This is a genomic window from Robiginitalea rubriflava, assembly GCF_052540725.1.
In genome coordinates, this window is sequence record NZ_CP199309.1 from 2,286,154 (window position 1) to 2,312,684 (window position 26,531).

At 48.4% G+C, this 26,531-nt stretch carries 27 protein-coding genes; 16 read left to right on the plus strand and 11 right to left on the minus strand.

The annotated features are described in order from the left end of the window. The first annotated feature begins 110 nt into the window (after nt 1-110). Nucleotides 111-1,052 (plus strand): calcium/sodium antiporter, encoded by a 942-nt coding sequence (locus ACT6NU_RS10325; protein ID WP_445381592.1) that lies wholly within the window; start codon nt 111-113, stop codon nt 1,050-1,052. A gap of 55 nt (nt 1,053-1,107) precedes the next feature. Here ACT6NU_RS10325 and ACT6NU_RS10330 read toward each other — a convergent pair whose 3' ends face one another. Beyond that, nucleotides 1,108-2,121: a glutamine synthetase beta-grasp domain-containing protein gene (locus ACT6NU_RS10330; RefSeq protein ID WP_445381593.1), complete on the minus strand. Its 1,014-nt coding sequence runs from the start codon at nt 2,119-2,121 to the stop codon at nt 1,108-1,110. Nucleotides 2,122-2,347: 226 nt separating this feature from the next. On the opposite strand from ACT6NU_RS10330, the gene ACT6NU_RS10335 reads away from it, so the two are divergent. The 5 genes from ACT6NU_RS10335 (at nt 2,348) to pyrF (ending at nt 8,317) form a co-directional block, all read left to right on the plus strand. After that, nucleotides 2,348-4,519, plus strand: coding sequence for a glutamine synthetase III family protein (locus tag ACT6NU_RS10335; RefSeq protein ID WP_445381594.1), 2,172 nt, complete (start codon nt 2,348-2,350; stop codon nt 4,517-4,519). A gap of 86 nt (nt 4,520-4,605) precedes the next feature. Next, nucleotides 4,606-5,784: an AIR synthase related protein gene (locus ACT6NU_RS10340; protein ID WP_445381595.1), complete on the plus strand. Its 1,179-nt coding sequence runs from the start codon at nt 4,606-4,608 to the stop codon at nt 5,782-5,784. Nucleotides 5,785-5,850: 66 nt separating this feature from the next. Next, on the plus strand, nt 5,851-6,279 hold the full coding sequence (locus ACT6NU_RS10345; protein WP_445381596.1) for a QcrA and Rieske domain-containing protein: 429 nt from the start codon (nt 5,851-5,853) through the stop codon (nt 6,277-6,279). Between the two features lie 136 nt (nt 6,280-6,415). Next, on the plus strand, nt 6,416-7,492 hold the full coding sequence (gene prfA / locus ACT6NU_RS10350) for a peptide chain release factor 1 (RefSeq protein WP_445381597.1): 1,077 nt from the start codon (nt 6,416-6,418) through the stop codon (nt 7,490-7,492). A gap of 6 nt (nt 7,493-7,498) precedes the next feature. Continuing rightward, entirely contained in the window at nt 7,499-8,317 is an 819-nt protein-coding gene (gene pyrF / locus ACT6NU_RS10355; RefSeq protein WP_445381598.1) for an orotidine-5'-phosphate decarboxylase, read from the plus strand. 2 nt (nt 8,318-8,319) lie between these two features. On the opposite strand, the gene ACT6NU_RS10360 is transcribed toward pyrF, so the two are convergent. Then, nucleotides 8,320-8,514: a hypothetical protein gene (locus ACT6NU_RS10360; RefSeq protein WP_445381599.1), complete on the minus strand. Its 195-nt coding sequence runs from the start codon at nt 8,512-8,514 to the stop codon at nt 8,320-8,322. Nucleotides 8,515-8,740: 226 nt separating this feature from the next. On the opposite strand from ACT6NU_RS10360, the gene ACT6NU_RS10365 reads away from it, so the two are divergent. Further along, entirely contained in the window at nt 8,741-9,262 is a 522-nt protein-coding gene (locus tag ACT6NU_RS10365; RefSeq protein ID WP_445381600.1) for a hypothetical protein, read from the plus strand. A 227-nt stretch (nt 9,263-9,489) separates the two neighbouring features. Here the strand turns inward: ACT6NU_RS10365 and purU are convergent, their stop codons facing one another. Continuing rightward, nucleotides 9,490-10,338 (minus strand): formyltetrahydrofolate deformylase, encoded by an 849-nt coding sequence (gene purU, locus ACT6NU_RS10370; protein ID WP_445381601.1) that lies wholly within the window; start codon nt 10,336-10,338, stop codon nt 9,490-9,492. Nucleotides 10,339-10,493: 155 nt separating this feature from the next. On the opposite strand from purU, the gene ACT6NU_RS10375 reads away from it, so the two are divergent. Beyond that, nucleotides 10,494-13,946 carry a methylmalonyl-CoA mutase family protein gene (locus tag ACT6NU_RS10375; protein ID WP_445381602.1) on the plus strand — a complete coding sequence of 1,151 codons (3,453 nt, stop codon included), beginning with the start codon at nt 10,494-10,496 and terminating at the stop codon, nt 13,944-13,946. A gap of 30 nt (nt 13,947-13,976) precedes the next feature. Here the strand turns inward: ACT6NU_RS10375 and ACT6NU_RS10380 are convergent, their stop codons facing one another. After that, a complete protein-coding gene (locus tag ACT6NU_RS10380; protein ID WP_445381603.1) occupies nt 13,977-14,369 on the minus strand; it encodes a hypothetical protein in 393 nt (130 codons plus the stop codon). A gap of 113 nt (nt 14,370-14,482) precedes the next feature. On the opposite strand from ACT6NU_RS10380, the gene ACT6NU_RS10385 reads away from it, so the two are divergent. After that, a complete protein-coding gene (locus ACT6NU_RS10385; RefSeq protein WP_445381604.1) occupies nt 14,483-14,938 on the plus strand; it encodes an Lrp/AsnC family transcriptional regulator in 456 nt (151 codons plus the stop codon). A 142-nt stretch (nt 14,939-15,080) separates the two neighbouring features. Then, a complete protein-coding gene (locus tag ACT6NU_RS10390) occupies nt 15,081-16,487 on the plus strand; it encodes an alpha/beta hydrolase (RefSeq protein ID WP_445381605.1) in 1,407 nt (468 codons plus the stop codon). Here ACT6NU_RS10390 and ACT6NU_RS10395 read toward each other — a convergent pair. Then, the gene (locus tag ACT6NU_RS10395; protein WP_445381606.1) at nt 16,484-17,230 is read right to left on the minus strand and encodes a DJ-1/PfpI family protein; all 747 of its coding nucleotides are present in this window, start codon (nt 17,228-17,230) and stop codon (nt 16,484-16,486) included. The genes ACT6NU_RS10390 and ACT6NU_RS10395 overlap by 4 nt on opposite strands. A gap of 93 nt (nt 17,231-17,323) precedes the next feature. Here ACT6NU_RS10395 and ACT6NU_RS10400 point away from each other — a divergent pair, with 93 nt between their 5' ends. Then, nucleotides 17,324-17,986, plus strand: coding sequence for a DUF1684 domain-containing protein (locus tag ACT6NU_RS10400; protein WP_445381607.1), 663 nt, complete (start codon nt 17,324-17,326; stop codon nt 17,984-17,986). Nucleotides 17,987-18,058: 72 nt separating this feature from the next. Here the strand turns inward: ACT6NU_RS10400 and ACT6NU_RS10405 are convergent, their stop codons facing one another. The 5 genes from ACT6NU_RS10405 to ACT6NU_RS10425 form a co-directional block, all read right to left on the minus strand. Beyond that, the gene (locus ACT6NU_RS10405) at nt 18,059-19,096 is read right to left on the minus strand and encodes an outer membrane beta-barrel protein (protein ID WP_445381608.1); all 1,038 of its coding nucleotides are present in this window, start codon (nt 19,094-19,096) and stop codon (nt 18,059-18,061) included. A 107-nt stretch (nt 19,097-19,203) separates the two neighbouring features. Beyond that, entirely contained in the window at nt 19,204-20,448 is a 1,245-nt protein-coding gene (locus ACT6NU_RS10410; protein WP_445381609.1) for an ammonium transporter, read from the minus strand. A gap of 24 nt (nt 20,449-20,472) precedes the next feature. Beyond that, the gene (locus ACT6NU_RS10415) at nt 20,473-20,811 is read right to left on the minus strand and encodes a P-II family nitrogen regulator (RefSeq protein ID WP_445381610.1); all 339 of its coding nucleotides are present in this window, start codon (nt 20,809-20,811) and stop codon (nt 20,473-20,475) included. A gap of 287 nt (nt 20,812-21,098) precedes the next feature. Beyond that, nucleotides 21,099-21,470 carry a fluoride efflux transporter CrcB gene (gene crcB, locus ACT6NU_RS10420; protein ID WP_445381611.1) on the minus strand — a complete coding sequence of 124 codons (372 nt, stop codon included), beginning with the start codon at nt 21,468-21,470 and terminating at the stop codon, nt 21,099-21,101. A 383-nt stretch (nt 21,471-21,853) separates the two neighbouring features. Beyond that, nucleotides 21,854-22,039, minus strand: a complete 186-nt coding sequence (locus ACT6NU_RS10425) for a hypothetical protein (RefSeq protein WP_445381612.1) — start codon at nt 22,037-22,039, stop codon at nt 21,854-21,856. A gap of 42 nt (nt 22,040-22,081) precedes the next feature. Between ACT6NU_RS10425 and ACT6NU_RS10430 the strand changes: the two genes are divergently transcribed. Continuing rightward, nucleotides 22,082-22,468, plus strand: coding sequence for a hypothetical protein (locus ACT6NU_RS10430; protein WP_445381613.1), 387 nt, complete (start codon nt 22,082-22,084; stop codon nt 22,466-22,468). Between the two features lie 30 nt (nt 22,469-22,498). On the opposite strand, the gene ACT6NU_RS10435 is transcribed toward ACT6NU_RS10430, so the two are convergent. Then, nucleotides 22,499-23,566, minus strand: coding sequence for a branched-chain amino acid aminotransferase (locus ACT6NU_RS10435; protein ID WP_445381614.1), 1,068 nt, complete (start codon nt 23,564-23,566; stop codon nt 22,499-22,501). 107 nt (nt 23,567-23,673) lie between these two features. Here ACT6NU_RS10435 and ACT6NU_RS10440 point away from each other — a divergent pair, with 107 nt between their 5' ends. The 4 genes from ACT6NU_RS10440 (at nt 23,674) to ACT6NU_RS10455 (ending at nt 26,529) form a co-directional block, all read left to right on the plus strand. Then, a complete protein-coding gene (locus ACT6NU_RS10440; protein ID WP_445381615.1) occupies nt 23,674-24,177 on the plus strand; it encodes a DUF4920 domain-containing protein in 504 nt (167 codons plus the stop codon). A 2-nt stretch (nt 24,178-24,179) separates the two neighbouring features. Continuing rightward, the gene (mnmD, locus tag ACT6NU_RS10445) at nt 24,180-24,848 is read left to right on the plus strand and encodes a tRNA (5-methylaminomethyl-2-thiouridine)(34)-methyltransferase MnmD (RefSeq protein ID WP_445381616.1); all 669 of its coding nucleotides are present in this window, start codon (nt 24,180-24,182) and stop codon (nt 24,846-24,848) included. Between the two features lie 81 nt (nt 24,849-24,929). Beyond that, complete coding sequence (locus ACT6NU_RS10450) at nt 24,930-25,835, plus strand: TIGR01777 family oxidoreductase (RefSeq protein ID WP_445381617.1); 906 nt, start codon at nt 24,930-24,932, stop codon at nt 25,833-25,835. Nucleotides 25,836-25,953: 118 nt separating this feature from the next. Beyond that, nucleotides 25,954-26,529, plus strand: coding sequence for a nucleotide exchange factor GrpE (locus ACT6NU_RS10455; RefSeq protein ID WP_445381618.1), 576 nt, complete (start codon nt 25,954-25,956; stop codon nt 26,527-26,529). Nucleotides 26,530-26,531 lie beyond the last annotated feature (2 nt).

A 26,531-nucleotide genomic window follows, 5' to 3' on the forward strand; every position in this document is an offset into this window, starting at 1 on the left:
TAACTAAAAAAATAGTTAAAAAACTATAAAATTAGTGAATTCGATTAGCTCAGCGGCAGTCTTTCATATCTCATCAGTAATGCTACATTTGCAGAAATAACCGACCCTTAATGATAATAGACAGCTTGCTGGTTGTAATTGGTTTGTTCCTGCTTGTGGCCGGAGGAAACTGGCTCTTAAAAGCAGCTGTGGATCTTTCCCTGAGACTGAGCATCCCCAAAATTATTATCGGGATGACAGTCGTTTCCCTGGCTACTTCAGCCCCGGAACTTATCGTTAGTATTCAGGCAGCCATGGACGGGTTCCCGGATCTGGCCCTGGGGAACGTTGTGGGTTCCAATATTGCCAACCTGGGCCTGGTCCTGGGAATAACCCTGCTTTTGGGCAGCGTTGAGGTTCGCAGAAGTTTTTACTTTACGGACTGGCCGGTGCTGATGATTGCCTCGTTCGTATTCTTTGGTTTTATTTTTTTCGATTTGGAACTGCAGCGCCACGAAGGGTTGATCATGATTGTACTTTTGTTCTTGTTCCTGATTTATTTACTGCGTTTTCAAAAACCGGCCTTTGTACAGGAATTGCCTGAGTTCATTACCGTTCTGCCTCTTTACAAAACGGCTTTTTTTCTGGGAATAGGAGGGGTATCCCTCTGGGCGGGTTCTGAGTTCCTGGTTAATGGGGCAGTTGGTCTGGCGCAGGATTTCGGGGTTTCCGACCGTATTATAGGGATTACCATAGTCTCGGTAGGGACCAGTATTCCGGAACTGGCGGCATCCGTAATCGCTATGTTGAAAAAAGAGCGGGCTATTTCTGTTGGAAACCTGATCGGATCAAACATCTTTAACCTGCTGGCGGTTTTAGGGATTACCGTCCTGGTACAGCCTATTCGTATTGAGGATGAGGCCCTGCTGCACCACGATGTCATTTGGATGCTGGCGATTTCCTTCCTGATCCTTCCCCTGGTATTCCTGCCCAAGGGGCTACGGCTTAACTGGAGGGATGGCCTTGTTTTATTGCTGGTTTACGGTATTTTCCTGTATACCACCTTTACTTAAAGAAAAATCCCGGGCAAGCCCGGGATTGTATTTATATAATAAGGATCAGCTGCTTTTATACGTCGGCGCCTTCAACCGTGGCAATTATCCTTGCAGCGATTTTATATGGGTCTCCATTGGAAGCAGGGCGGCGGTCTTCCAGCCAGCCTTTCCAGCCTTTTTCAACCGTCAGGATCGGGATACGTATAGAAGCACCTCGATCCGATACCCCATAACTGAAATCGTTGATAGAAGCAGTTTCATGCTTTCCGGTCAGTCGCTCGTCATTGTAAGCACCATAAACAGCGATGTGTTCTTTTGCTACAGGACGGAAGGCTTCACAAACCTTTTCATAGATCTCTTTCGAACCACAGGTTCTAAGCAGGGTATTAGAGAAGTTGGCATGCATTCCGCTCCCGTTCCAGTCACCTTTAACCGGCTTGGGATGGTACTCAATATACCAACCGTAATCTTCGGTAAGTCGGTCGAGGAGGTAACGTGCCACCCAGATCTGGTCTCCCGCATTTTTCGCTCCTTTGGCAAAAATCTGGAATTCCCATTGTCCGCAGGCAACCTCCTGGTTAATTCCTTCAAAATTCAGGCCGGCTTCCAGGCAGTAGTCTGCATGACGTTCTACCAGGTCGCGTCCGTGGGTGTTTTTTCCGCCAACAGAGCAGTAATACAGACCCTGTGGACCGGGATATCCCCCTGGAGGAAAGCCGAGTGGCAAGTCCGTTTGGGTATCCATAATAAAGTATTCTTGCTCAAAACCAAACCAGAAATCGTCGTCTACATCGGAGGAGATAGTAGCCCTGGAGTTGGATGGGTGCGGAGTTCCATCAGCATTGAGCACTTCAGTCATTACCAGGTATCCGTTTTCTCTACCCGGATCCGGGAAAATGGCAACGGGTTTCAGGAGGCAGTCCGAAGAACCACCTTCGGCCTGTTCCGTTGAACTTCCATCAAAAGCCCATATTGGGCAATCTTCCAATTTACCACTGAAATCTGACTCGATCTTGGTTTTACTCCGGAGGTTGGCCGTTGGTTTATGGCCATCCAACCAGATATATTCTAATTTTGCTTTGTTCATAATTCCAAAGTTTAAAATAGTTTATTTTTACGAGCGTCAAAAATATGGTTTTTAGTAAGCGATCCGTAATATTTTGGGGGTAAATTTTCAAAAATAAAGGCATATTTATCAACACCCCCTTTTTTTAAGGGGTATATTGTCATTAATCGAATAATTTAAAATAATTATGCGAATTGTTTAATTTTATCGCCCGTTTAAAATCCACACAAATCATAACCTTATATATATGACCCTATCATCCGGGAATCCCCAACACCAAAACCCCTCTGAAATACCTGCCTCAAGGCGCTCAGAGATCTTTGCAAAGCACGTCTTTAATGAAGACAGGATGCAACAGTACCTCACTCAGGATGCTTTCAGGAGTGTAAAAGGAGCTATTTATTCGGGTTCCAAGATCGACCGTAAAATTGCCGATCAGGTTGCCGAGGCCATGAAGGCATGGGCCATAAGCATGGGGGCCACCCACTACACGCACTGGTTCCAGCCCCTTACTGGGGCAACTGCAGAAAAGCACGACGCCTTTTTTGACCTTCTCCCCGATGGGCGGGCTATTGAGAAGTTCGGAGGCAATCAATTGGTGCAACAAGAGCCGGATGCTTCCAGTTTCCCCAGTGGTGGGATTCGCAATACCTTTGAAGCCAGAGGTTATACGGCCTGGGACCCTACCTCCCCGGCCTTTATTTATGGGAGCACACTTTGTATCCCAACCATCTTTGTTTCCTACACCGGCGAGGCCCTTGACAATAAGGCGCCGCTGCTGCGCGCATTGCATGCTGTAGATGAGGCGGCCACAGCCGTTGCCCGCTACTTTGACAAGAACGTAAATAAAGTAATTGCCACCCTGGGCTGGGAACAGGAGTATTTTCTGATTGACAAGACAGTGGCCCGGACCCGCCCCGATATCCTGCTGGCCGGCCGGACGCTGATCGGACAGGCCGCAGCCAAAGGACAACAACTGGATGATCATTATTTTGGTGTGATCCCGGCAAGAGCCTTCCGATTTATGAAGGATCTGGAAGGGGAATGCATGTTGCTGGGAATCCCGGTTAAAACCCGCCACAACGAAGTGGCTCCCAACCAGTTTGAGCTGGCCCCTGTTTTTGAGGAAGCCAACCTGGCCGTAGACCACAACCTGCTGCTGATGGATGTAATGGATAAGGTGGCAGACCGCCACGGGCTGATGGTGCTTTTTCACGAAAAACCCTTTGCAGGTATTAATGGTTCGGGGAAACACAATAACTGGTCGCTGAGTACCGATACGGGTTCCAACCTGCTAAGCCCGGGGTCTACCCCTATGAAAAACCTGCAGTTCCTGACCTTTTTTGTAAACACTATCATGGCTGTGGATAAATACGAAGAACTGCTTCGCTCTTCTATAGCCTCTGCCAGCAATGATCACCGCCTGGGTGCCAATGAAGCTCCCCCGGCCATTATTTCCATTTTCGTGGGAAAACAGCTGTCTGCAGTATTGGATGAACTGGAAGGGGTCTCCCAGGGAAAATTGTCCCCGGAGGAGAAAACGGAGCTAAAGCTGAACGTTGTCGGAAAAATACCAGAAATCCTGCTCGACAATACAGATCGCAACCGCACCTCTCCCTTTGCCTTTACCGGAAATAAATTTGAGATGCGGGGGGTGGGTTCCAAAACCAACTGCGCCAAACCGATGACGGTCCTCAATACTATCGTGGCCAGCCAGTTGATTGCTTTTAAATCTGAGGTGGATACGCTGATCCGCAAAAAGAAACTAAAAAAAGATGAAGCAATCTTCAATGTGCTGCGGGAATATATTAAGGCCAGCAAGCGCATCCGTTTTGACGGGGATGGATACAGCGGGCAGTGGGAAGCCGAAGCGGCCCGGAGAAAACTGAGCAATAATAAAAACACCCCGGCTGCGCTGGAAATATTAACCCAGGAATCATCCCTTGAACTCTTCAAAAATATGGGGGTGCTCACAGAGAAAGAAGTAAGGGCGCGCAAAGAGGTGGAACTGGAAACCTACATCCTGCAGACCCAGATAGAAGGGAGGGTCCTCAGTGAATTGGTCTATAACAAGCTAATACCGGCTAGCATTTCATACCAGAACAGCCTCCTGCAGAATATTCACGGCCTGAAGGAGGTATATGGGGCAGCCCATAAAAAGCTGGCAGCCGCCCAGCTCAACATCCTGGAGGCCTGTGCGGAACACCTGCAGCAACTCAAAGAGAAAACAGATGCCATGACGGAAGCACGCAAAGTTGCCAACGCTACAAAGAAGGTGGAGGAAAAGGCCGTGCGCTACTGCGAGTCTGTACTTCCTTATTTCGGGGAGATACGATACCATGCAGACCGTTTGGAGCGCCTCTTGTCCGATGAATGCTGGCCGATGGCGAAATACAGAGACCTGCTGTTTATAAAGTAGGTAAAAAATCTCCCGATCTGAAAGGGAAATTCAGGGGTATTTCCGTGGCTTTCCCCTATTTTTGTGACAGATCCTAAAAGCGAAACATGGGCAGCAATGCATCCGAAAGATACCAGCAACGAGGCGTCTCAGCCACCAAGGAAGATGTTCACAAGGCTATAGCAAATGTAGACAAAGGCCTGTTCCCTAAGGCTTTCTGCAAAATCGTACCCGATTACCTGGGTGGAGACGATGCCTACTGCATTGTTATGCATGCAGACGGTGCGGGTACCAAATCTTCCCTTGCCTATATGTACTGGAAGGAAACGGGAGACCTTTCTGTCTGGAAGGGAATTGCCCAGGATGCCCTGGTAATGAACCTGGATGACCTCTTGTGTGTTGGGGTCACTGACAATATTATGTTGAGTTCTACCATTGGGCGGAACAAAAACAAGATTCCCGGGGAGGTAATCGCCGCCATTATTCAGGGAACAGAAGAGCTGCTGGCTGATCTGCGGAAATGGGGAGTGAATATACACAGTACGGGTGGGGAAACAGCCGATGTGGGAGACCTGGTCAGGACCATTATTGTGGACTCTACGGTTACCGCCCGGATCCGTCGCGATAAGGTTATAGACAACAGCCGCATACAGGCAGGTGATGTAATTGTCGGGTTGGCATCTTTCGGGCAGGCAACCTATGAAGACTCCTACAACGGGGGAATGGGCAGCAACGGGCTTACCTCTGCTCGCCACGATGTTTTCTCCTCCTACCTGGCTGAAAAATACCCGGAAAGCTATGATCCGGATATCCCTTCGGACCTCGTGTATTCCGGCAGTACTTCCCTTTTGGATTCGGTACCGGACACCCCGCTGGATGCCGGGAAACTGGTACTTTCACCCACCCGGACCTATGCGCCTGTGGTTCGGAAACTACTGGAAATGTACAGCCCCGAACAAATTCATGGGATGATCCATTGCAGTGGCGGGGCCCAGACCAAAATCCTGCATTTTATTGAAGGCCTGCATGTTATCAAAGATAATTTGTTCGCTATGCCTCCTTTGTTCAAACTGATACAACAGCAGTCCGGGACTTCCTGGAGGGAAATGTACCAGGTTTTCAATTGTGGCCACCGCCTGGAGGTCTACCTGCCCCAGGAATTGGCCCAATCCGTAATCGAACTGGCAGCATCCTTTAATATAGAGGCCCAAATTGTGGGTCGGGTGGAAGCCGCCCCTTCCAAAAAACTCACTATTTCCGGCCCTTACGGAGACTTTAACTATTAGGGCATACGAATTAAGCCCCTTCTGCGTTTTGGGTAAGAGCACATTGCTCTGCCAAAAAGATTCAATATGGAAAGGAAAGCTTTTTTAAGAACCCTTGGGGCAGGAGCCGCTTTTGCCCTGACATTTCCCTGTGTCCAGGGCTGTTCCAAGGATGGTGATGGGGGAGGACAACCCATCCCCACAGGTATCGATTTTACTGTAGACCTGAGCGGTCCGGATGGGACGGCACTGCAAAATAACGGTGATTTTATACTCCGAAATGACGTTGTAGTTGTCAGAAACCTGGAAGGAAACTTTGTGGCAGCCAGCCAGATTTGTAGTCATCAGGGGTATGATCAGGTCCGGTTTGTGCAAAGCCAGGGCGGTATCTTCCAGTGTTCTGTGCACGGGTCTCAGTTCGATCAGAACGGCACCCCGCTCAATGCCATCACCCAGAACCCGCTGAAGATTTTCCAGACCTCCCTCAATGGGGACCTCCTGCGCATCTTCGAATAAGAACAAAGCTGTTTTCGGTATTGAATATACCTTCCGTTTCAGGGAGTAGCTCCCTCGCGCACCTGCGTTTTTCAGCTTGGCAGGGGCTGGATTTCCGCATAAAAAAATTGTACCTTCGCAGGGAATTCATCCCTATATGCTCGATAAATTAAATATCGTAAAACAACGTTTTGACGAGGTTTCCGACCTGATCATACAGCCCGATATCCTATCGGATCAGAAGCGCTATGTACAGCTCAACAAGGAGTACAAAGACCTGCGGCAGCTCATGGATAAACGGGAGACGTATATTCAACTGCAGAACCGTATTGCCGAAGCTGAGGAAATCCTCTCGGATGGCAGTGATGCCGAAATGGTCGAAATGGCTAAAATGCAGCTGGAAGAAGCACGGGAGGCGCTGCCGGCTCTGGAGGAGGAGATCAAATTGATGCTGATCCCCAGGGACCCGGAAGATGCCAAGGATGTGGTAATGGAAATCCGTGCCGGGACCGGGGGTGATGAGGCCAGTATTTTTGCCGGGGACCTTTTCAGGATGTACACCAAATATTGTGAATCCAGAGGCTGGAAGACCAACGTGATCGATTTGAGCGAGGGCACCAGCGGAGGCTTCAAGGAGATACATTTCGAGGTAAGCGGGGAAGATGTATACGGGACCCTGAAATTCGAAGCCGGGGTACACCGGGTGCAGCGCGTGCCGCAGACCGAAACACAGGGACGCGTACATACCAGTGCAGCTACCGTTATGGTTTTGCCTGAAGCGGAAGATTTCGATGTACAGATAGATCCCAAGGATGTCCGTATCGACTATTTCTGTTCTTCCGGGCCGGGAGGGCAGTCTGTGAATACCACCTATTCAGCTGTCCGGCTTACCCACGTTCCCACAGGGATTGTGGCCCAGTGCCAGGATGAGAAATCACAGCACAAAAACAAGGATAAGGCTTTCAAGGTACTCCGTTCCCGACTTTATGATATGGAGCTGGCCAAAAAGCAGGAAGCCGATGCCGCCAAGCGGAATTCTCAGGTGAGCAGCGGAGACCGCTCTGCCAAGATCCGCACCTATAATTATCCGCAGGGGCGGGTAACCGACCACCGCATTGGCCTGACCCTGTACGATCTTCAGAATATCATCAATGGAGATATTCAGAAAATCATAGACGAGCTGATGCTGGTGGAAAACACCGAAAAACTAAAGGAGGCCTCCGAGATTTTTTAACCATCCATGACCCCTCAAGAACTCGAACAACAAATACGGTCCAAAAAGTCATTCCTGTGTATTGGCCTGGATACGGACCTGGATAAAATCCCTGCATTTCTGCGGGAACAACCCGATCCGCTTTTCGCTTTTAACAAGGCCATTATTGATGCTACCCATCAGCTTTGCGTGGCCTATAAGCCCAATACAGCATTTTACGAGGCCTATGGTTCTGAAGGTTGGCGCTCCCTTGAAAAAACCATCGCCTATCTCAACGAAAAGTACCCTCAAATTTTTACAATCGCCGATGCTAAAAGGGGGGATATCGGGAATACTTCCACCCGCTATGCCAAAGCATTCTTTGAGACTATGGATTTTGATGCGTTAACCGTTGCACCCTATATGGGGCGGGATTCGGTGGAACCCTTTTTGGAATTCGAAGGGAAATACACCATACTGCTGGGGCTGACCTCCAATCCTGGAGCCTTTGATTTCCAGACCCGGGAAGATGCCGGTGTTCGCCTGTTTGAGCAGGTGTTGAAAACGGCAAGCAACTACCGGCACTCTGAACGATTGATGTATGTGGTAGGGGCCACCAAGGCGGAATATCTCAGGGACATTCGCAAGATCATCCCTGAAGCTTTTTTACTGATCCCCGGGGTGGGGGCACAGGGTGGTAGCCTGGAAGAAGTGTGCAGGTACGGTTTGAATGAGGGCGTAGGTTTACTAATCAATTCCTCCCGGGGCATTATTTACGCCTCTGCAGAACAAGACTTCGCTGAAAAAGCGGCACAAAAAGCCAGGGCTCTGCAAACCCAAATGGCAAAAATCCTGGAAAAAGGGTGAGCTTAGGCAATCTCAGCCAGCATCCGCTCTATCTTTCGCGCTTTTGCTTCGAAAAAATCCATGAGTTGCCGGTTGGCCCCGGAAGCTTCCTGGGCTTTTCTGATAAAAAATTGTTGTTGTAACTGCAGGCTTCTGATAGCCTTGTTGCCGCCGGGGATGGGGTTCTGGGCGCCAACTTTGCAATGTTGCTTTTCCATAACTAGGCTTTTAACAAATATACGTTGAAAAAACGCTCAGGGATGTTGAGAATACCGTCTATTTAACTAATAATCAGGTAATTTGTCTATTTATTAACATTTTCATTACTTCTTCTTATGAAGCTTCTTTTTCAATAGGATGGTTTTGGGCCTCCCTTGAAAAGGAGCGTGTATTTTGGCCAGTCGGCCGGGCAGGATTTCCTATCTTTAAGGAAAGAATACGATTATGAACAAAATTAGAGCGGCTGCTCTGCTATTCAGTATTGGCAGCATCTTCGCAAGCGCCCAGCAACTACCGGAAACTCCTGCCTGTCCCTGTTGTACAGAAAACCACAGGGCTTTTGATTTCTGGATAGGCCAGTGGGAGGTGGAATTGGCCACTGGGCAGCCTGCCGGCACCAATCGTATTGTAAGGTCTCAAAATGGATGTGTCTTACAGGAGTTCTGGAGCAGTGCATCCCAGGGCTTTACCGGAACCAGCCTGAATTTCTACAATGCTGCGGTTGGGCAGTGGGAGCAATTGTGGGTGGATAGCTCGGGAAATGTACTAAAATTGAGCGGCAACAGGCAGGGTGATCAGATGATCCTCTCTTCGGAACCTTTTCTGAATGCCCAGGGGGTATCATCTGTTAACCGCATTACCTGGACCCTGAACAAGGACGGAAGCGTCAGGCAACTTTGGGAGCTGCTGCAGGATAGAAAGTCAGTACAGGTTGTTTTTGACGGGCTGTACCGCAAAAAAGAATAAGGGGCTTGCCAAACAAAACAAAAAAACCCCTGATCATTCCGGATCAGGGGTTTTAAAACTAACTAACTCAAAAAATACTAACTCAAATAATTTTTTCAGCCACTCTTTGGAGCGGTTTGATGAAAATGCCCTTGTTCTACTTATAACGTTATTATTCAGGGCTTTAGTATGAAGCCTCTTAATCTTTTTTAGAATGATGAGTTGGAAACTTCCCGACTGATGCCAAATCAGTTAAAAATGATGGTTTTATTTCCATAAACCCGGGTTTTCCGTTTCAGGTGCAGTTGCACAGCCCGGGCCAGTACTATTTTTTCCAGGTCTTTTCCCCTTTCAACCAAATCGGCCACCCGGTGGCTGTGTGATACCGGGATAACATCCTGTGCGATAATAGGCCCGGCATCCAGCTCTTCAGTAACATAGTGCGAAGTGGCCCCGATGATCTTTACGCCGCGTTCAAATGCCGCGTGATAGGGTTTGGCTCCTGCAAATGCAGGCAGGAAAGAATGGTGTATGTTGATAATGCGATTGGGATAGGCCCCGATAAGGTCAGGACCAATTATCTGCATATAACGCGCCAGCACGATACAATCTACCTTGTGATCCCTGAGGATCTCCAGTTGCCTTGCCTCTGCCGTTTTCCGATGCTCCTTTGAGAAAGGGACGTGGTAATAAGGGATATCGAACTGCCTGGCGATGGGCTCGCAATCCGGGTGATTGCTCAGGATAAAGGGGATGTGGGCTTTTAATTCTCCGGCTTCATAACGGCTTAGCAGGTCATAGAGGCAGTGGTTGTATTTGCTGACAAAGAGGGCCATATTGGGCAGGCTGTCTTCAAAAAAAGCATCCCAGGACATGGAAAACCTTTTTCCGATCTCACTTTCAAAATCCGATAGAAAGGGCTCCCGTCCGGATTCGAAGCTCAGCTGTGCCTCCAGCCACATAAAGAAGATACCTATCTCTGGTTCCACGTGCTGATCCAGATAGATGATATTGCCTTTACAGCCGTGTATAAAACCCGTAACCGCGCTGATGATCCCGGGCTGATCCCGGCAATGCATTAAAAGTGTAACAACCACGTCATTATTTTGGTTTAAAATTACGGGATTAGGAATAGAAATGGGAAATACCTTTGTATTTTTGTTGAATTCTAAATGGAAAGACCTGTTTTTTTCATTTTCGCTAAATAAGACTTTTATTATTTTAATATAGACTTTTAGTTGTTCCACTTTCTATGAAAGCCAAACCTCCTTACAAGCCCCAGCACAAAATACGAATTGTAACGGCCGCTTCCCTTTTTGACGGGCACGATGCTGCGATCAATATCATGAGGCGGATTATACAGGCTACGGGGGTAGAGGTAATACACCTGGGGCATGACCGGTCGGTAGCTGAGGTGGTAGACTGCGCTATACAGGAAGATGCCAACGCCATTGCAATGACTTCTTACCAGGGCGGGCACAACGAATATTTCAAATACATGCACGACCTGCTGCAGGAAAAAGGGGCAGGACATATACAGATCTTCGGCGGTGGAGGCGGGGTGATCCTTCCTTCTGAAATCGAGGAGCTGATGGATTACGGGATTACACGAATTTATTCGCCTGATGATGGCAGGGAATTGGGGCTTCAGGGTATGATCAATGACCTGGTGGGTAGTGCCGATCATGCAGTGGCAGACATCCCTATTGCGGAGCCCGAAAAGCTGGCCGCAAAGATGACAGATAAAAACGTGCCAACCCTTGCCCGGCTCATCAGCCTGGCGGAAAACCGGCCCGACGCATTCAGCGAGCTACAGCCTCACTTCCCTAAACCTAAAAAAACCGCACCGGTTTTGGGAATCACCGGTACTGGCGGGGCCGGGAAAAGCAGCCTGGTAGATGAACTGGTACGACGGTTTCTGAATGATTTTCCGCATCGCCGTCTGGGGATTATTTCGGTAGATCCGTCCAAACGCAAAACGGGAGGGGCGCTGCTGGGAGACCGTATCCGGATGAATGCCATCCACCATCCGAATGTCTACATGCGATCCCTGGCCACACGCCAGTCCAATCTGGCCCTTTCAAAGCATGTAAAAGAAGCGGTTACTGTTTTACAGGCCTCCGGCTTTGACCTTATTATCCTGGAAACCTCGGGGATCGGGCAATCCGATACGGAGATCCTGGAACATTCAGACCTGTCGTTATATGTAATGACCCCGGAGTTCGGGGCTGCCACGCAGCTGGAGAAAATCGATATGTTGGACTTTGCAGACCTGGTGGCCATCAACAAATTCGATAAACGAGGGGCTGCTGATGCCCTTAGGGATGTTAAGAAACAATACCAGCGCAACCATGGCATTTGGGAGGCAGACCCGAAAGATCTACCGGTTTACGGAACCATTGCATCTCAGTTTAATGATCCTGGAATGAACCGCCTGTATGCGGCTATTATGCAGGCCCTGGGAGCGAATGGATTGGATTGGGCCGGGGAGGCCACCACAGCAGTTGACGGGGATTCCGAGAAGATTTTTATCATCCCTCCGGCCAGGACCCGTTACCTCTCTGAAATTTCGGAAAACAACCGGGCCTATGATGCACAGGTAGAACAACAGGCCCGCATTGCTGAAAAGCTTTATGGTTACTATTTGTCTATTCTGAACCTTTCCGGGCAGGAGGCAGAAGCCGGTAAAAAGTATCTCAGTAGCTCCGGCCTTGATGTTGAGCAATTGCCAGGCAATACCGGGAATTCAGATGAAAAGGTGCTGCAAGCCCTTTTGGCGGCATTCGAGGCAGAACGCAAAAACCTGAACCCGCATCACTGGGACCTGTTACTGCAATGGGATGCCCTTAAGGAACAGTATTCGGAAGCGGTATACAGTTTTCAGGTCAGGGGGAAAGAAGTGCGGATCGAAACCCATACGGAATCCCTTTCCCACCTGCAGATTCCCAAAGTTGTTTTGCCGAGATACCGGAGCTGGGGAGACATTCTTCGCTGGAGCTTACAGGAAAACGTACCTGGGCGGTTCCCCTATACAGCTGGCCTGTACCCCTTTAAGCGGACCGGGGAAGACCCAACCCGCATGTTTGCCGGGGAAGGCGGGCCGGAACGCACCAACAGGCGGTTCCACTACCTCAGCTTGGATATGCCTGCCAAGCGGCTTTCCACGGCCTTCGATTCGGTAACCCTGTACGGGCACGATCCGGGCCACCGTCCGGACATTTACGGGAAAATAGGGAATGCAGGAGTATCTATCTGTTGTCTGGATGACGCCAAAAAATTATACAGCGGTTTTGACCTGAGCGACCCGAAAACCTCGGTCAGTATGACCATCAATGGTCCTGCCCCCATGCTCCTTGGTTTTTTCCTGAACGCGGCCATAGACCAGAACTGCGAGAAATACATTCTCAAAGAAGGCTTGCAGGCAGAGGTACAGGAAAAAATCGACAGCCTGTTCAGGGAACAGGGAATTGAAAAACCGACCTACAAAGGAGAGATACCCGAGGGGAACAACGGGCTGGGGCTGATGCTGCTGGGCGTAAGCGGAGACCAGGTTTTGCCCGAAGCGATTTACAATAAAATAAAGGCAGAGACCCTGCGGCAGGTTAGGGGAACGGTGCAGGCAGACATCCTCAAAGAAGACCAGGCGCAGAATACCTGCATTTTCTCGACAGAATTTGCGCTGCGGTTGATGGGGGACGTACAGGAGTATTTTATAGAGCAGCAGGTGCGCAACTTCTATTCGGTATCCATTTCCGGCTACCATATAGCTGAGGCCGGAGCGAACCCGATTACCCAGTTGGCCTTTACCCTTTCCAATGGCTTTACCTATGTGGAATATTACCTGAGTCGGGGGATGGACATCAACAAGTTCGGCCCCAACCTTTCCTTCTTTTTCAGCAACGGGATAGACCCGGAATACGCTGTTATCGGTAGGGTAGCCCGAAGGATATGGGCCAAGGCCATGAAAGAAAAATACGGAGCAGACCCCAGGGCGCAGATGCTCAAATACCATATTCAGACTTCAGGCCGCAGCCTGCATGCACAGGAAATCGATTTTAACGATATCCGTACCACACTACAGGCCTTGTACGCCATTTATGACAATTGCAATTCCCTGCATACCAACGCCTATGATGAGGCGATTACCACCCCAACCGAGGAGTCGGTAAGGCGGGCAGTGGCCATTCAGTTGATCATTAACAAAGAACTGGGGCTTGCAAAGAACGAGAATCCCTTACAGGGTTCATTTATAATTGAAGAACTAACCGACCTGGTGGAAGAGGCTGTGCTTGCCGAGTTTGACCGAATAACCGAAAGGGGAGGGGTGCTGGGTGCCATGGAAACCATGTACCAGCGGGCCCGCATACAGGATGAAAGCCTGCACTATGAAACCCTGAAACATTCCGGGGAATACCCGATTATCGGGGTCAATACCTTCCTGAACTCCAAAGGCTCCCCTACCATTTTGCCGGCGGAAGTCATCAGGGCTACCGAAGATGAGAAAAAGGCACAGATAGCTACCCTGCAAAGGGTACACAAACAATACGGAGGCCGAGCAGCGGAATCCCTTAACCGGCTCAAGGCGGCTGCCGTTGCCAATGAAAATATGTTCGAAGTGCTGATGGAAGTTTGCAAATATTGTTCCCTGGGACAGATTACCCAGGCCCTTTTTGAGGTAGGCGGGCAGTACAGGCGTAATATGTAAGCCTCATTCCGGTTTTATTTCTGACATATGTCAGATACTAAGCCCCTTGCGCCATTTTTTAAAGGACTGTCGGAAACTTTTAACTTCTCTGCGAAGCAAGTCCAGGTATTCTTTTTCCCGAACCCCGTCTTTCTCCAGGCCGGTACAGTAGGTGCTGAGATTGCGTATCATCACGTTAATGAAATCAATGCTCCGCTGGCGAATGGCCAGGGAATTCGCACTTTCCGCTTTTGCAATCTGCTGCGGAATCAGGATGGCATCCGTCAGGATAGCATCGGCAATATGGTCCCTGTGGCTATGTGATTGTGCCAGGGTTAGCAGGTTTTTATTGTAGCTGACAAAGGAGGCAATTTCCCGGCTGAGGGTACGCAGGGCAACGGCCTTCCGGTAAACAGGAAGCTTATGTATCCGCTTGTAGGACATTTCTTTTTCTCAATTTTATATAAAATTAGCGCATTCTGGCTAAATTTATATTTAAAAATTAAACTTAAAATACTATCTTACCTTATATTATAAAGTATTATTAACTATTTGCTTTGGAATTTAAATTAGATCAACTGCATTGGAGTATCCTAAAGGCCTTACAGACCAATGCCCGGGCCTCCCTGGCCGGGATCGGAAGGGCTATCGGCCTTACGCCTCCTGCCGTGGCCGAACGTGTAAAAAGGTTGGAAGACCTGGGGTATATAGAAGGATACCGTACAATGGTTTCGCATACCCGGGCGGGGTACCAACTCAAAGCGATGATTACCTTAAGGGCCTTCGTGGGAAAACTAAAACCCTTCCTTGAAAAAGTAAAGAGCTTTGATGAGGTGCTTAATTGTTACCGGATCACGGGAAACGAAAATATTATCATGGAGGTAGTCCTCAAAGACCAGCATCATCTGGAGCAGTTTATTGACCAGCTTATCCAGTATGGGGAAACCCGAACACATATTATACTGTCTGAGGTAATAACAGATGCCCCCATTAGACAAATCCGGAAATCATGAGAAAACAAACCTGCCAAAGGGAAGTTCAGGATGGATTGCCATGGGAAGCCGAATAATGTTTAAATTAGAATACAAAAATGAACCCCGAATGCCTTCTGCCTTGAAATTTAATTTTTGGCGGGATTTTTGATGGGAATTGCATATGAAAAAAATTTACCTGCTCTTCTTTCTGTCCCTGATGTGTGTTCCTGTTGCCCACACACAGGAATTCGCTCTAAAAAAAGGAATGGTGATGGATTCCCTGCCGGTTCAGGATTCTATTGGCTCTCAAATTCGGCTGTTACTTCCGGAGTCTTTTAACCAGCAGCAAAGCTGGCCATTGCTCTTTATTTGTGATGAGCAGGATAAATCGCTTATCAGTATGCGCTATCTGGCAGAGCTGGCCAATGAAAACGGGTATATCCTGGTCGCTTCCAAAAACCTGCAGGATTCCGCGAGCCTGACTGACAAAATATTGGATATATACAATACCTTTTCCTATTTAAACGGCATCTTTCCCCTGGATAACCAGCGCATAATTGCCGCGGGTTTCGGGGCAGGCGGGCAACTGGCAACCCTTGTGCCCAGTTTGCTTAAAAATTTTAATGGCAGCCTTGCGGTTGGATCAATGGTGCCCAGCCCGGATTTTCTCAACCCTAAAACTTCCTACCCAATTGCCTTATTAATGGGGCTTACTGATTCAAGGTACGTGAGCCTTATCAACGATAAGGAGGTTCTTGTCAATAAGAGATTTCCTTTGTTTATACAGTATTTCGACGGAGGCCACCAGTGGCCGGATACAGAATATATCGGCAGGGCCCTGCAATTTTTTACCCTTTCAGGGATGGCCAAAAACCAGATTCCAGCTGATTCGGCTTATGTACGCTCTCAATTGGATGATTATCTGGGACTAGTTGACCGGTATATCAGAACCGGGGATTTAACCACAGCCATGGATCAGATAGAAGAAGGTATATCCCTGTTCAGGCCTTTTAAGGTTGAGGAAACCTTGTGGAGCCGAAAGAAACGGGTCCGTAAAATGTCGGCCTATAAATACGAGAGCAGGGTAGTGGATAACTTGCGATTTAAAGAAGAACTTATGCGCGAGGACTATCTGTATTACCTGGAAGAAGACATGGAACGTTTTAACCTCAATAACCTGGGCTGGTGGAATTACCAGATGGGGGTTTTGACCAAATTAAAGGATAGTGAAAAACTCGCCGAAAAACGTATGGGGGAACGGCTCCAGGATTATGTGAACACACTTATTAACGAGTATATCCGCTTCCACAACGCACAGGAAACTATAGACGACGATTCACTGATTCTGCTTTACATGTTAAAAACGATAACGGAGTCCACGGATTTTGAAGCTTACTTAAAAGTAGTATCCCTTACCTCAAAATACGAAGATTACGGAACAGCCCTTTTTTATCTGGAAGAGGCCCTCAAAAAAGGCTTTACGGATAAACAAAAACTGTACGGGCTGGAACATACAGCCCTGCTCAGGATCAGTCCGGAATTCAACGAACTGGTTTCCAAATATCTGGAAGATGCGCGCTATGACTAAGGGACTAGCAGGTGTGGGACCGTATTGAGGTCCCAGTCAATCACCAGGCCTCTGGCCAGGTCCTGTGCAATAGCCTCCCCATAGAGCAACTCACAGAGGTAGAGGGCCGCTTCAAAACTCCGGGCTCCTCCGGCAGAGGTAATAAATTTGCCATCGTGTACAAACCAAACAGAATCGACCACTTGCAGCTGCGGGAACCGCTGCCGGTAGGTTTCAATATCTGCTGGAAATGTGGTGCTGACTACCTCATCCAGCAAACCTGCCTGTGCCAAAACAAAGGCCCCGTCACAATGGGAAGTTACAAAGCGGGCCTTTTTGGCAGCCTCCTGAACAAAGCGGATCATGGTGCTGTCCTGCAAGTCTGTGTCCAGATGGTGCTCGGCACTGGGGACGACCAGGATGTCAATCTCCGGCCAGTTGCCAGATCCGTAAACAAAGTCCGGTAAAATTTCGATGCCTTCAAATGTGCGTACCGCTCCGGGTTCCTTGGCCAGGGTAAAGGGGATCATAGGTGTTATCCCTTCCCGGTAGATGGTGTGCTGGAAAATATCATAAGGGGCGGTGAGTTCTGTATTATACACCCCGTCCATTATCAGGAATCCAACTTTGTAATGCGGACTGTCAGGGAAGTTTGGTGATGCGCTTTCAATCCGGTTTTTGGGCTGTTCCTGACAAGCTGCTATCAAAAGGCAACTACATAACAGTAAACGCCTGAACGAAACATGTAGCTTATAAAGTCCCATAGGGTCAAGTTACGATTTTATCCAGCTTGGAATTGTTATTTTTGTATGGCAGGCCTGGCTGCCAATCCGTTTGATACATTCATTGATAAAAATATGAAATCGCAGGTTAAGGTTTTATGGGTATTCTGCCTTATGGCGGGCTGCCTTTTAATCGGTTGCAGGGAAGCCAAGCGCTATCACGACCAGACCCCTGTACAGCTAACAGATCAAAAAGACAGTTTGCTTCGCGGAATCCTGGCCTTTCAGGAGGAAACCAATGCCTTTTTCCGGGACCCGGAAACTTCTCCTTTGCCGGACCGCTACCGCAAGAATTTTGAGGGCCTGGACTTTTTTAGCCCGGATACCAGCTTCAGGGTGTGGGCCCGGCTGGAGCGAAGCCCTTCGGCCCTGCCTTTTGACATGCCCACAACCACCGACCGCAAGGCGGTGGAGCGTAAATACGGTACTTTGTATTTTAAACTGAAAGGCCAGGATTTCAGCCTGGAGGTTTATCAGAGCCCTGAGCTGATGATAGAAGAAGGTTATGAAGATTACCTTTTTCTGCCCTTTACCGATCAGACCAATGGGGAGGCTACCTATGGCGGCGGACGCTACCTGGACCTCAGAATCCCTGAAGGAGATTCCATCCTGCTTGATTTTAACCGGTCTTACAACCCCTACTGCGTTTATAACCCCAAATATTCCTGCCCGCTGGTACCCCGGGTAAACCATCTGCAGATCCCGGTAAGTGCAGGCCTTAAAGACTTTAAACCCTAAACGAAAAGCCCCGGCCTTTTTGGCCGGGGCTTCGCTCAAATTAAACTAAACTAAAAGTGGTCAGGCTTTTTGCTAGAAGGAGTAGATGGCTGCAATTAAGAAAGACGACAGGTTGTTCGTGGCAATCCCATCACTGTCCAGGAAGGGTTCATTGTCATCCATAAAACTATCCAACCGGATTTCTGGCTTGATAATTAAGTTCTCCTTGGTAAAACTTCCGGTTAATGTCAGTCCAAAAACAGGAACATCATCAAAGCCGTCTTCTGTAAAGGCAAAGTATTCACCTCGTAATCCAACGGCAAAATCGTCTGAAGTTTTCAATTGGGGATACAGCGCTGCGCCATAAAATCCAAGATCTGTTTCGGAATTGGTGTTGTAAGCTGCATTGATACCCATAAAGAAGTCTTCGGTGAGGTCAAATCCTCCGGTATAATCAATCTCAAAGCCCAAACCACCATTCGAACCGCTGTCATAATACAGGTTCAGGTACTGCCCATAAGCTCCTAACTGCCCACCGAGGGCATACTCCCCGCTACCGCTAATGTCATTTGTGTCCCAGGGATTGGTTACCGCCAGCATGAGACTAATGTCATCAGATAATGTAAAATCTGCTTTCACCCCTAAATGGGAGAAGGGCCCGTTGGAGAATAAGTAAGAAACGCTATAGTTGAAGTTCGCCGCCGGTGAAATTACCTCATAACCTACCCAGGTGTTAAAACGTCCAATGGTGAGCGTAGTATTTTCAGAGACATTCCAATAGGCATAAGCCTGATTGATTATTCCGTTTAAAACGTCATTTTCGAATGTGGCTTCTGTACCCCTGGGGCCAAATACCAAATCCACTACTACACCAGTCGAACCCGCTTCATAAGTACCAATCAGGTTGGCCATACCCAATGCAAAACCAGTCTGGTTGGCAAAAGAGGTTGGTGTTGCTGTTGTAGCCGCTCCGGCATCACTAAAGGTGGTCCTGAAATAGGCATCAACACTTCCGGATAAGGTAAACGGACTCGGACTTTCTTCTTCCTGTGCCTGCAGGTTTATTCCCAGGCTCAGGACTATTCCGAAAAGCAAATATTTTATGTAATTTGAGAAAATAATCGATTTCATAATACAGTGTTTTTAACTCTCTCAATGAGAGTTGGTTAATGATCTACATTGTTGTTGAATTGATTTGTTTTTGCGGAGCGTTCTGCCAAACGCTCCGCTTTTTTTATTTAATGCTGGTTCAACCTGAAGTCTGCATAGGCATCCATCCCATGCTCGTGCAGGTCCAGACCGTCCAGTTCTTCTTCGCGGTCTACGCGTATTCCCACAGTCTTTTTCAGGCTGAAAATGATTATAAAAGCGCTAAGGATACAAAAGAGCCCTGCAGCTCCAACCCCTGCCAACTGGTAGAGGAATTGATCCAAACCTGCCTTGTCCCCGAAGATCCCTACGGCCAGGGTTCCCCAGATTCCGCAGATCAGGTGAACCGTAACGGCACCCACAGGGTCATCCAGACGGATCCGGTCAATAAATGCTACTCCGCCAACGATAACAGCACCTGCAATCAGACCTATAATCACCGCTTCGTTAGGAGACATCAGGTCTGCACCGGCCGTTATACCGACCAGCCCGCCCAGGATTCCGTTCAGGAACATGGTAAGGTCATAGTTTTTGTAAGCCAGCGCCGATACAACAAAGGCACTAACCCCTCCTGCTGCTGCAGCCAGGCTGGTTGTCACCAATACCAGGGAAGTCAGGGCCGGATCGCCGGAGAGGACAGAGCCCCCGTTAAAGCCGAACCACCCCAGCCAGAGGACCAGTACCCCTGCTGTTGCCAGCGGGATGTTGTGTCCCGGGATAGCTTTAGGTTTTCCGTCTTCGCCGAATTTTCCGATACGGGCACCCAGTAAGTAGATGGCCACCAGGGCTCCCCAACCTCCAACAGAGTGAACAAGGGTAGACCCGGCAAAATCGTAAAAACCAGCCTCATCGCCACCCAGGGTAGAGAGGAAGCCACCACCCCACTGCCAGGAACCGACAATCGGGTAGACCAGGCCTACATAAATCAGGGTAAAGACCATAAACGGGCCAATCTTGATCCGTTCGGCCACTGCTCCTGAAACAATAGTTGCTGCTGTTGCCGCAAACATCCCCTGAAAGAGGAAGTCTGTCCAGTAGGTATAACCCCCGTCTGCGTATTCAGGAGTAAGCCCCGCGGCATCGGTTCCCAGGCCAAAGCCTGCGAAGCCGAGGTATCCGTTGAACTCCCCGGGGTACATCAGGTTAAACCCGCCTATATAATACATCAGCAGGCCAACGGTAATAATAAAGATGTTCTTAAAAAGGATATTGATGGTATTTTTTTGTCGTGTCAGTCCGATTTCCAGAAAGGCAAAACCGGCATGCATGAAGAACACCAGAGCGGTGCATACCATCATCCATATATTGTTTGCTGTAAATAATCCTGTATCCATAATATAAAGCTTTTTGTGCGTTAGTTAGTTAATTCCGGCTTCCCCGTTCTCTTTGGTCCTGATCCGGTAGGCGTTGATAACGTCGGAGACAAAAATTTTACCATCCCCGACATTTCCGGTGTAGGCCGACTCCAGGAGTGTATTGACCGTTCGCTCCAGGAATTCATCTGAAACAACGATGGATAAATACCTTCGCTGAATGTCTGAAGTACTGTATGCAATACCTCGGTATACATGTCCTTGTTTTTCATTGCCAACCCCGGTTACGTCCCAGTAGCTGAAAAAGTTAACTTCAATCTGATGCAGGGCCTTTTTTACCTCATCAAATTTCGATTTCCGAATAATAGCTTCCACTTTCTTCATTGGTATAAGTTTTAATTGATCGGGCCAAATATATAGGAATAAAAAAACCCCCTCCTAATTTTGAGGGGGTATACAGGTCATTTTTATGATACTAATAATCTTACCCCCATTAAATTAGGGGTAGGACATTTTAAAAACTATAATTTTGGCATATCCTTGAAAAATTATGATATGGACCCCGAAAAGACTGCAATTCTTAGTGTAAATTCTTACAATTATTGCGTAATTGTTAACAAGAGGCCTAAATTGTTTATAAAAATGGAAGGAAATTGCAAAAACGAGCTGATCTATAGCATTCGGGAAATCCATAATCCGATCCCTACCGCTACTAATCCAAAGGCCAGGCTTGCCAGGGTGTATCCTATAAAAGAGAAATAAGCGCCCTCCCGCAGCAGCATCAATTGTTCAAAGCTAAAAGAAGAAAAGGTGGTAAACCCGCCGCAAAAACCAGTGGCGAAAAGGGCTGTCTGGGTAGGAGTGATGAACTCATTTCGCAGGCTGAGGCCGAACACCAGACCAATTAGCAGGCATCCTATTATATTAACGGTAAAAGTTCCCAGGTAAAAATGCGGAAAGAGCGGGTTGAGGTATCGGCTGATGGCGTATCTGAGGCCGCTGCCCAATCCGCCACCCAGAATAACCAGTAATAGGTGTTTCATCCGTTAACCACTTAAGTACAGTCTGAGGCAAGGAAGCCCGTTTACAGGCTTTATCGGATGTAAACTTAGTAAAAAATCTTAAGGTTATACTGCCTTCTGGTATTTTGGATCTAGACGGTGCAACGAATAGATCTTTCCTTTGATGGGGGAAGACAAGGAAAGGCTTGTTTTGTTCTTTGACCTTAATTTAAGGGAAGAACTAAAGACCAGAAGCAGGATGTTTAAAATGATCAGACCCAAAAATATGGCGAAAAATGCAAGCATCGATCTTGTTTGTTTATTAGGTAACGTAAAATTACGCCTTTTGGTATAGTATACGAAGGATTTGTAGGAAATGGTTGTCAAGACCGCAATTTTTGTGGTCTATGCGTTTTTAGGGCCTTTTATTTGAGTATATACTTAAGAAAGAGCAACAAGGCTATGAAAATGACAAAGAAAAGCAGTACCCATTGAGATCCCTTATATTGCTTTTTGTGCCAGCTGCTGTCCTTTCGGTACATCCTGATCATGACCAGTATAAAAACCACTAAAAAGAGCAGCGCAAAAACGATTTGTCCGGTGGAGAACATCTTGTTACTTTTAGGGCAAAACTAACCTAATTTCTTTTGAGAATGAAACGAAAAATTGCTGCTGTTGCTGATTTTCACCGTGCCTTTGGCCTGGGAATTGCTTCCGAGCCCAAAGCCGACCTGGGAACGGATAAAAATCTGTTGCGTTATAAGCTGATGCGTGAAGAAAATGAAGAATATCTGGAAGCTGCCGGGAATAACGACCTGGTGGAAGTGGCGGATGCCTTGGGCGATATGCTCTACATACTATGCGGGACTATCCTGGAGCATGGGATGCAATATAAGATTGAAGAGGTTTTTGAAGAGATACAGCGCTCCAATATGAGCAAACTGGGAGCTGACGGAAACCCCATTTACCGGGAAGACGGGAAGGTCCTGAAAGGTCCCAATTACTTTAAGCCAGATATACAGGCCATACTGGAAAGCTAAAAAAAACCCCGCTCTTGGCGGGGCTTTTCATTATTTAACGGCATAACGCCAACCGAAAGGATCTTTTGCGCGGTTATACTGAATATCCGTGATGCGTTTTTTGAAATGGGAAGCATAGCTTTCTGGCAGCTCCGGGAGCTCAAAACGCCTGTCTTTATACCCAAAACTGTGGATAGGGGAGACCACTGCGGCCGTCCCGGCCCCGAATAATTCTTTCAGGCTGCCATTTTCTGCCGCTGCCACTAATTCCGAAACTCGAACCTTGCGGACCTCTAACGGAATGCCCTCGGCCTCTGCCAGGCTCAGGATACTCTTGCGGGTTACCCCGTCAAGAATACGGTCGCTGGTAGGGCTGGTGAGCAGGGTGTCCCCGATTCGTATAAAGATATTCATGGCCCCGGCTTCTTCAATAAATTCGTGCTTGTGGTCATCGGTCCAGATCACCTGTTGGTAGCCTTCCTTTACGGCCAGCTGGGTAGGGTAGAATTGCCCGGCGTAATTTCCCCCGGCTTTCGCGTATCCCACACCCCCATTGGCGGCACGGGAATATTTTTCTTCTATTTTGACCCCAATTTTACCCCCAAAGTATGCCCCGGAGGGACTGGTTGCTATAATAAAAGTATACTCGTCTGCCGGGGAGGCGTGAAAGCCGGTCCCGGATGCAAATACGAAGGGGCGGATGTAAAGTGAACTGCCTTCCGAGGTTGGGATCCAGTCAGAATCTACCTCCAGCAGCGCCTTCAGGCCTTCCATAAACAGTTCTGCAGGCACTTCCGGGATGGCCAGCCTCTTGGCCGATGTATTCAACCGACGCTGGTTCTCCTGAGGACGGAACAGCCATACCTTTCCCTCGGCATCCTTATAGGCTTTCATGCCTTCAAAAATACTCTGTCCGTAGTGGAAGACTTTGGCTGAGGGCTCCAGCGAAAGGGGTTGATAGGGTACTACCCTGGGGTCTTGCCAGCTACCATCCTTGTAGTTGGAAACAAACATATGATCCGAAACTTCCTTTCCAAAGGGGAGCTTGTCAAAATTTACACTTTTTATCCGGGAGTGGGGTGTCTTCTCGACACGGATCTGCTTTAAAGATAGGTCCATACATGCGTCATTTAAACCCCTAAAATTACATAAATATTGGCAGTAAATCTTGCTTTTTAAGCAAGAAAATCCGGAGTTTTGCAGATGTAATCAGAACAGTGTCAAACATGAAATATTTTAACATAATCCTTATCGTTTTCTGCCTTGTCAGTGCCTGTAAGGAAAAAGAATCTCAGGCGGCAGCAGTTGCAGAAACTGAAACGGAAATGGCCTATATTGAAGTTGGGGCCCCTTTTTCGGGTGTGGAGATACAAAACCAGTCGGAAATCGGACAGGTATTTGATACCCTTGTCGTTTCCGATACCCTTAAAACCGCTTTCAGGGCAGAAGTTCTGGAGGTGTGCCAGGCCAAAGGCTGCTGGATGCGCCTGCAGCTACCGGAAGAAGAGACCGTAATGGTCCGCTTTAAAGATTACGGTTTCTTTGTGCCCAAAGACATCGCCGGGAAAACTGTGGAAGTGGAAGGCCTTGCTTTTATTTCAGAAGTTTCTGAAGAGGAGCGCCGGCACCTGGCCCAGGACGGGGGTGCCAGCGAAGAGGAAATACGCGCGATTGAAGGCGCCGAAGCAGCTCCGGGCTTTGAAGCCATCGGGGTCCGAATCCTGCAATGAAAGTGAAACGCAGGATCGTTAAGACGGCAGATGGTTCTGCAACCCTGCAATTGCCGGAGTGGCAGGAGCAATACCACTCCATGCACGGAGCCCTGCAGGAAGCCTATCATGTCTTTATTTCCAAGGGCCTGGATTGCTATAAAAATAGTACGGTCCGTATCCTGGAGATGGGCTTCGGGACCGGGCTCAATGCGCTGATCAGCCTGCTGGAGGCACCATCCCGAAACCTTCAGATTTCCTACACGGCCCTCGAGGCCTATCCGGTTACTGAGGCCGAATGGATAGCCCTTGATTACGGAAATGCCCTTCAAAAAAAGGACGCTCCCGAATATTTCCGGGCCCTGCATAAGGCCCCCTGGGAAGAAGTGAGCCAGATTACGCCTTTTTTTGAGTTGCATAAGAAACAACAGCGGTTTGAAGATTTTTTATCCAAGCCGTGTTTTGACCTTGTTTATTTTGACGCTTTTGGTGCGCGAGTGCAGCCCGATCTCTGGACGGAGGAGATCTTTGGCGCCATGTTCGCAGCATTGGTACCCGGCGGACGCCTGGTCACCTATGCTGCCAAAGGAAGTGTCCGTCGGGCCATGCAAGCGGTTGGCTTTACCGTAGAACGTCTGCCGGGGCCACCGGGAAAACGGGAAATGTTACGGGCCACGCGCCCGGATACCTAAAGACTCCGGGTCATTTGTTAAATCAAAATTAAAGCCCCGGGTTGCCGGGGTCAGAACCGGTATCTTTGCAAAAAAATTCCTTTGAAAGTACTTATTACCGGCGCTACAGGATTGGTAGGAACGGCCCTGACGAAGGCCTTCCGCTCTGAAGGCGTATCCGTTCATTATCTCACTACCCGAAAATCAAAAGTTGAAGCAGACCCGGATTACCGCGGTTTCTACTGGAACCCTGCAGAAGGGGAGATCGATACGGCCTGTTTTGAGGGCGTTAGTGTACTGATCAACCTGGCCGGGTCCTCTATTTCCCAGCGCTGGACTGCCAAAAACAAAAAACGCATTATCGAGAGCCGGACCCAAAGCATTGACACCCTCATAAAGGGATTGCAATCCTACGGGACCTCTGAACTGGAGTATGTTCTGGGCGCTTCTGCCATCGGCATTTATCCCAGTTCACAGACCGAATACTACACTGAGGCAAATACAGCGGTGGACGATTCCTTTCTGGGGGTAACAGTAAAACTCTGGGAGGAGCATATGAAAGGTTTTGAGGAACTCGGAATCCCCTACAGTATTGTGCGTATTGGTTTGGTGATGACTGCTGATGGAGGAGCCCTTCCACAGATTGCCAGGCCCGTAAAATATTATGTCGGTGCCCCCTTGGGCAGCGGAGATCAGTGGCAATCCTGGATCCATTTGGAAGACCTTAGCGGTATGATTACTTTTCTGGTGGATCAGCGCCTGGAGGGGATCTACAACGCGGTTTCCCCCAATCCGGTTTGCAACCGTAAACTCACCAAAGAAATAGGGGAGGTGCTTTCCAAACCCGTATTCCTTCCCAGTATACCTGCCGGTCTGCTGCGACTTGTGCTGGGGGAAATGGCCTATATCCTGCTGGCCAGCCAGCGTGTCAGCTGTGAAAAGATACAGATGGAAGGCTTTTCATTCCAATTTCCCAACATTCATCAGGCCCTGCAGGACCTTTTGTGATACAGGCTGCCTCAGCTGGCGGATAATCCCCTTATTTTTCGTGACATTTTGACATTTTTAAAGAAATGGCAGTACTTTTGCCGTTCTGTGAAAAGCATAGACTACAAAAGTATAATCCATGAGCAGGAACAACGATATAGATAATACGGAGGAGATGGCCCCTGAGGCGCAGGCTGAGCAATCCGGTGTATCCGAACAGGACAATCCCGAGGCGTCTGAAGCGGGAAACGAGACTGAATCTCTTAGCGAGACGGAACAACTGGAGCAAGCCCTGGCAACCGAAAAAGACAAATTTCTCAGGCTGTTTGCTGAATTTGAGAACTACAAAAAGCGTACTACCCGCGAACGTATGGAGCTCTTTAAAACTGCCGGGCAGGAAGTAATTACAGCGCTTTTGCCTGTAATGGACGATTTTGACCGTGCCCTTAAAGAACTCAAGCGATCGGAAGATGAAGAACTTTTCAGAGGGGTGGGTCTGATCAACAACAAGTTTCGCGAAACCCTTAAGAACAAAGGCCTGGAAGAAATTACCGTAAAGGAGGGTGACACCTTTGATGCGGAACTGCACGAGGCCGTAACTCAGATCCCGGCTCCTAAAAAAAGCCTTAAAGGAAAGGTGATAGACGTAATCGAGAAGGGATTCAAACTGGGGGATCGCATTATCCGCCATCCCAAGGTAGTTGTAGGAAACTAATA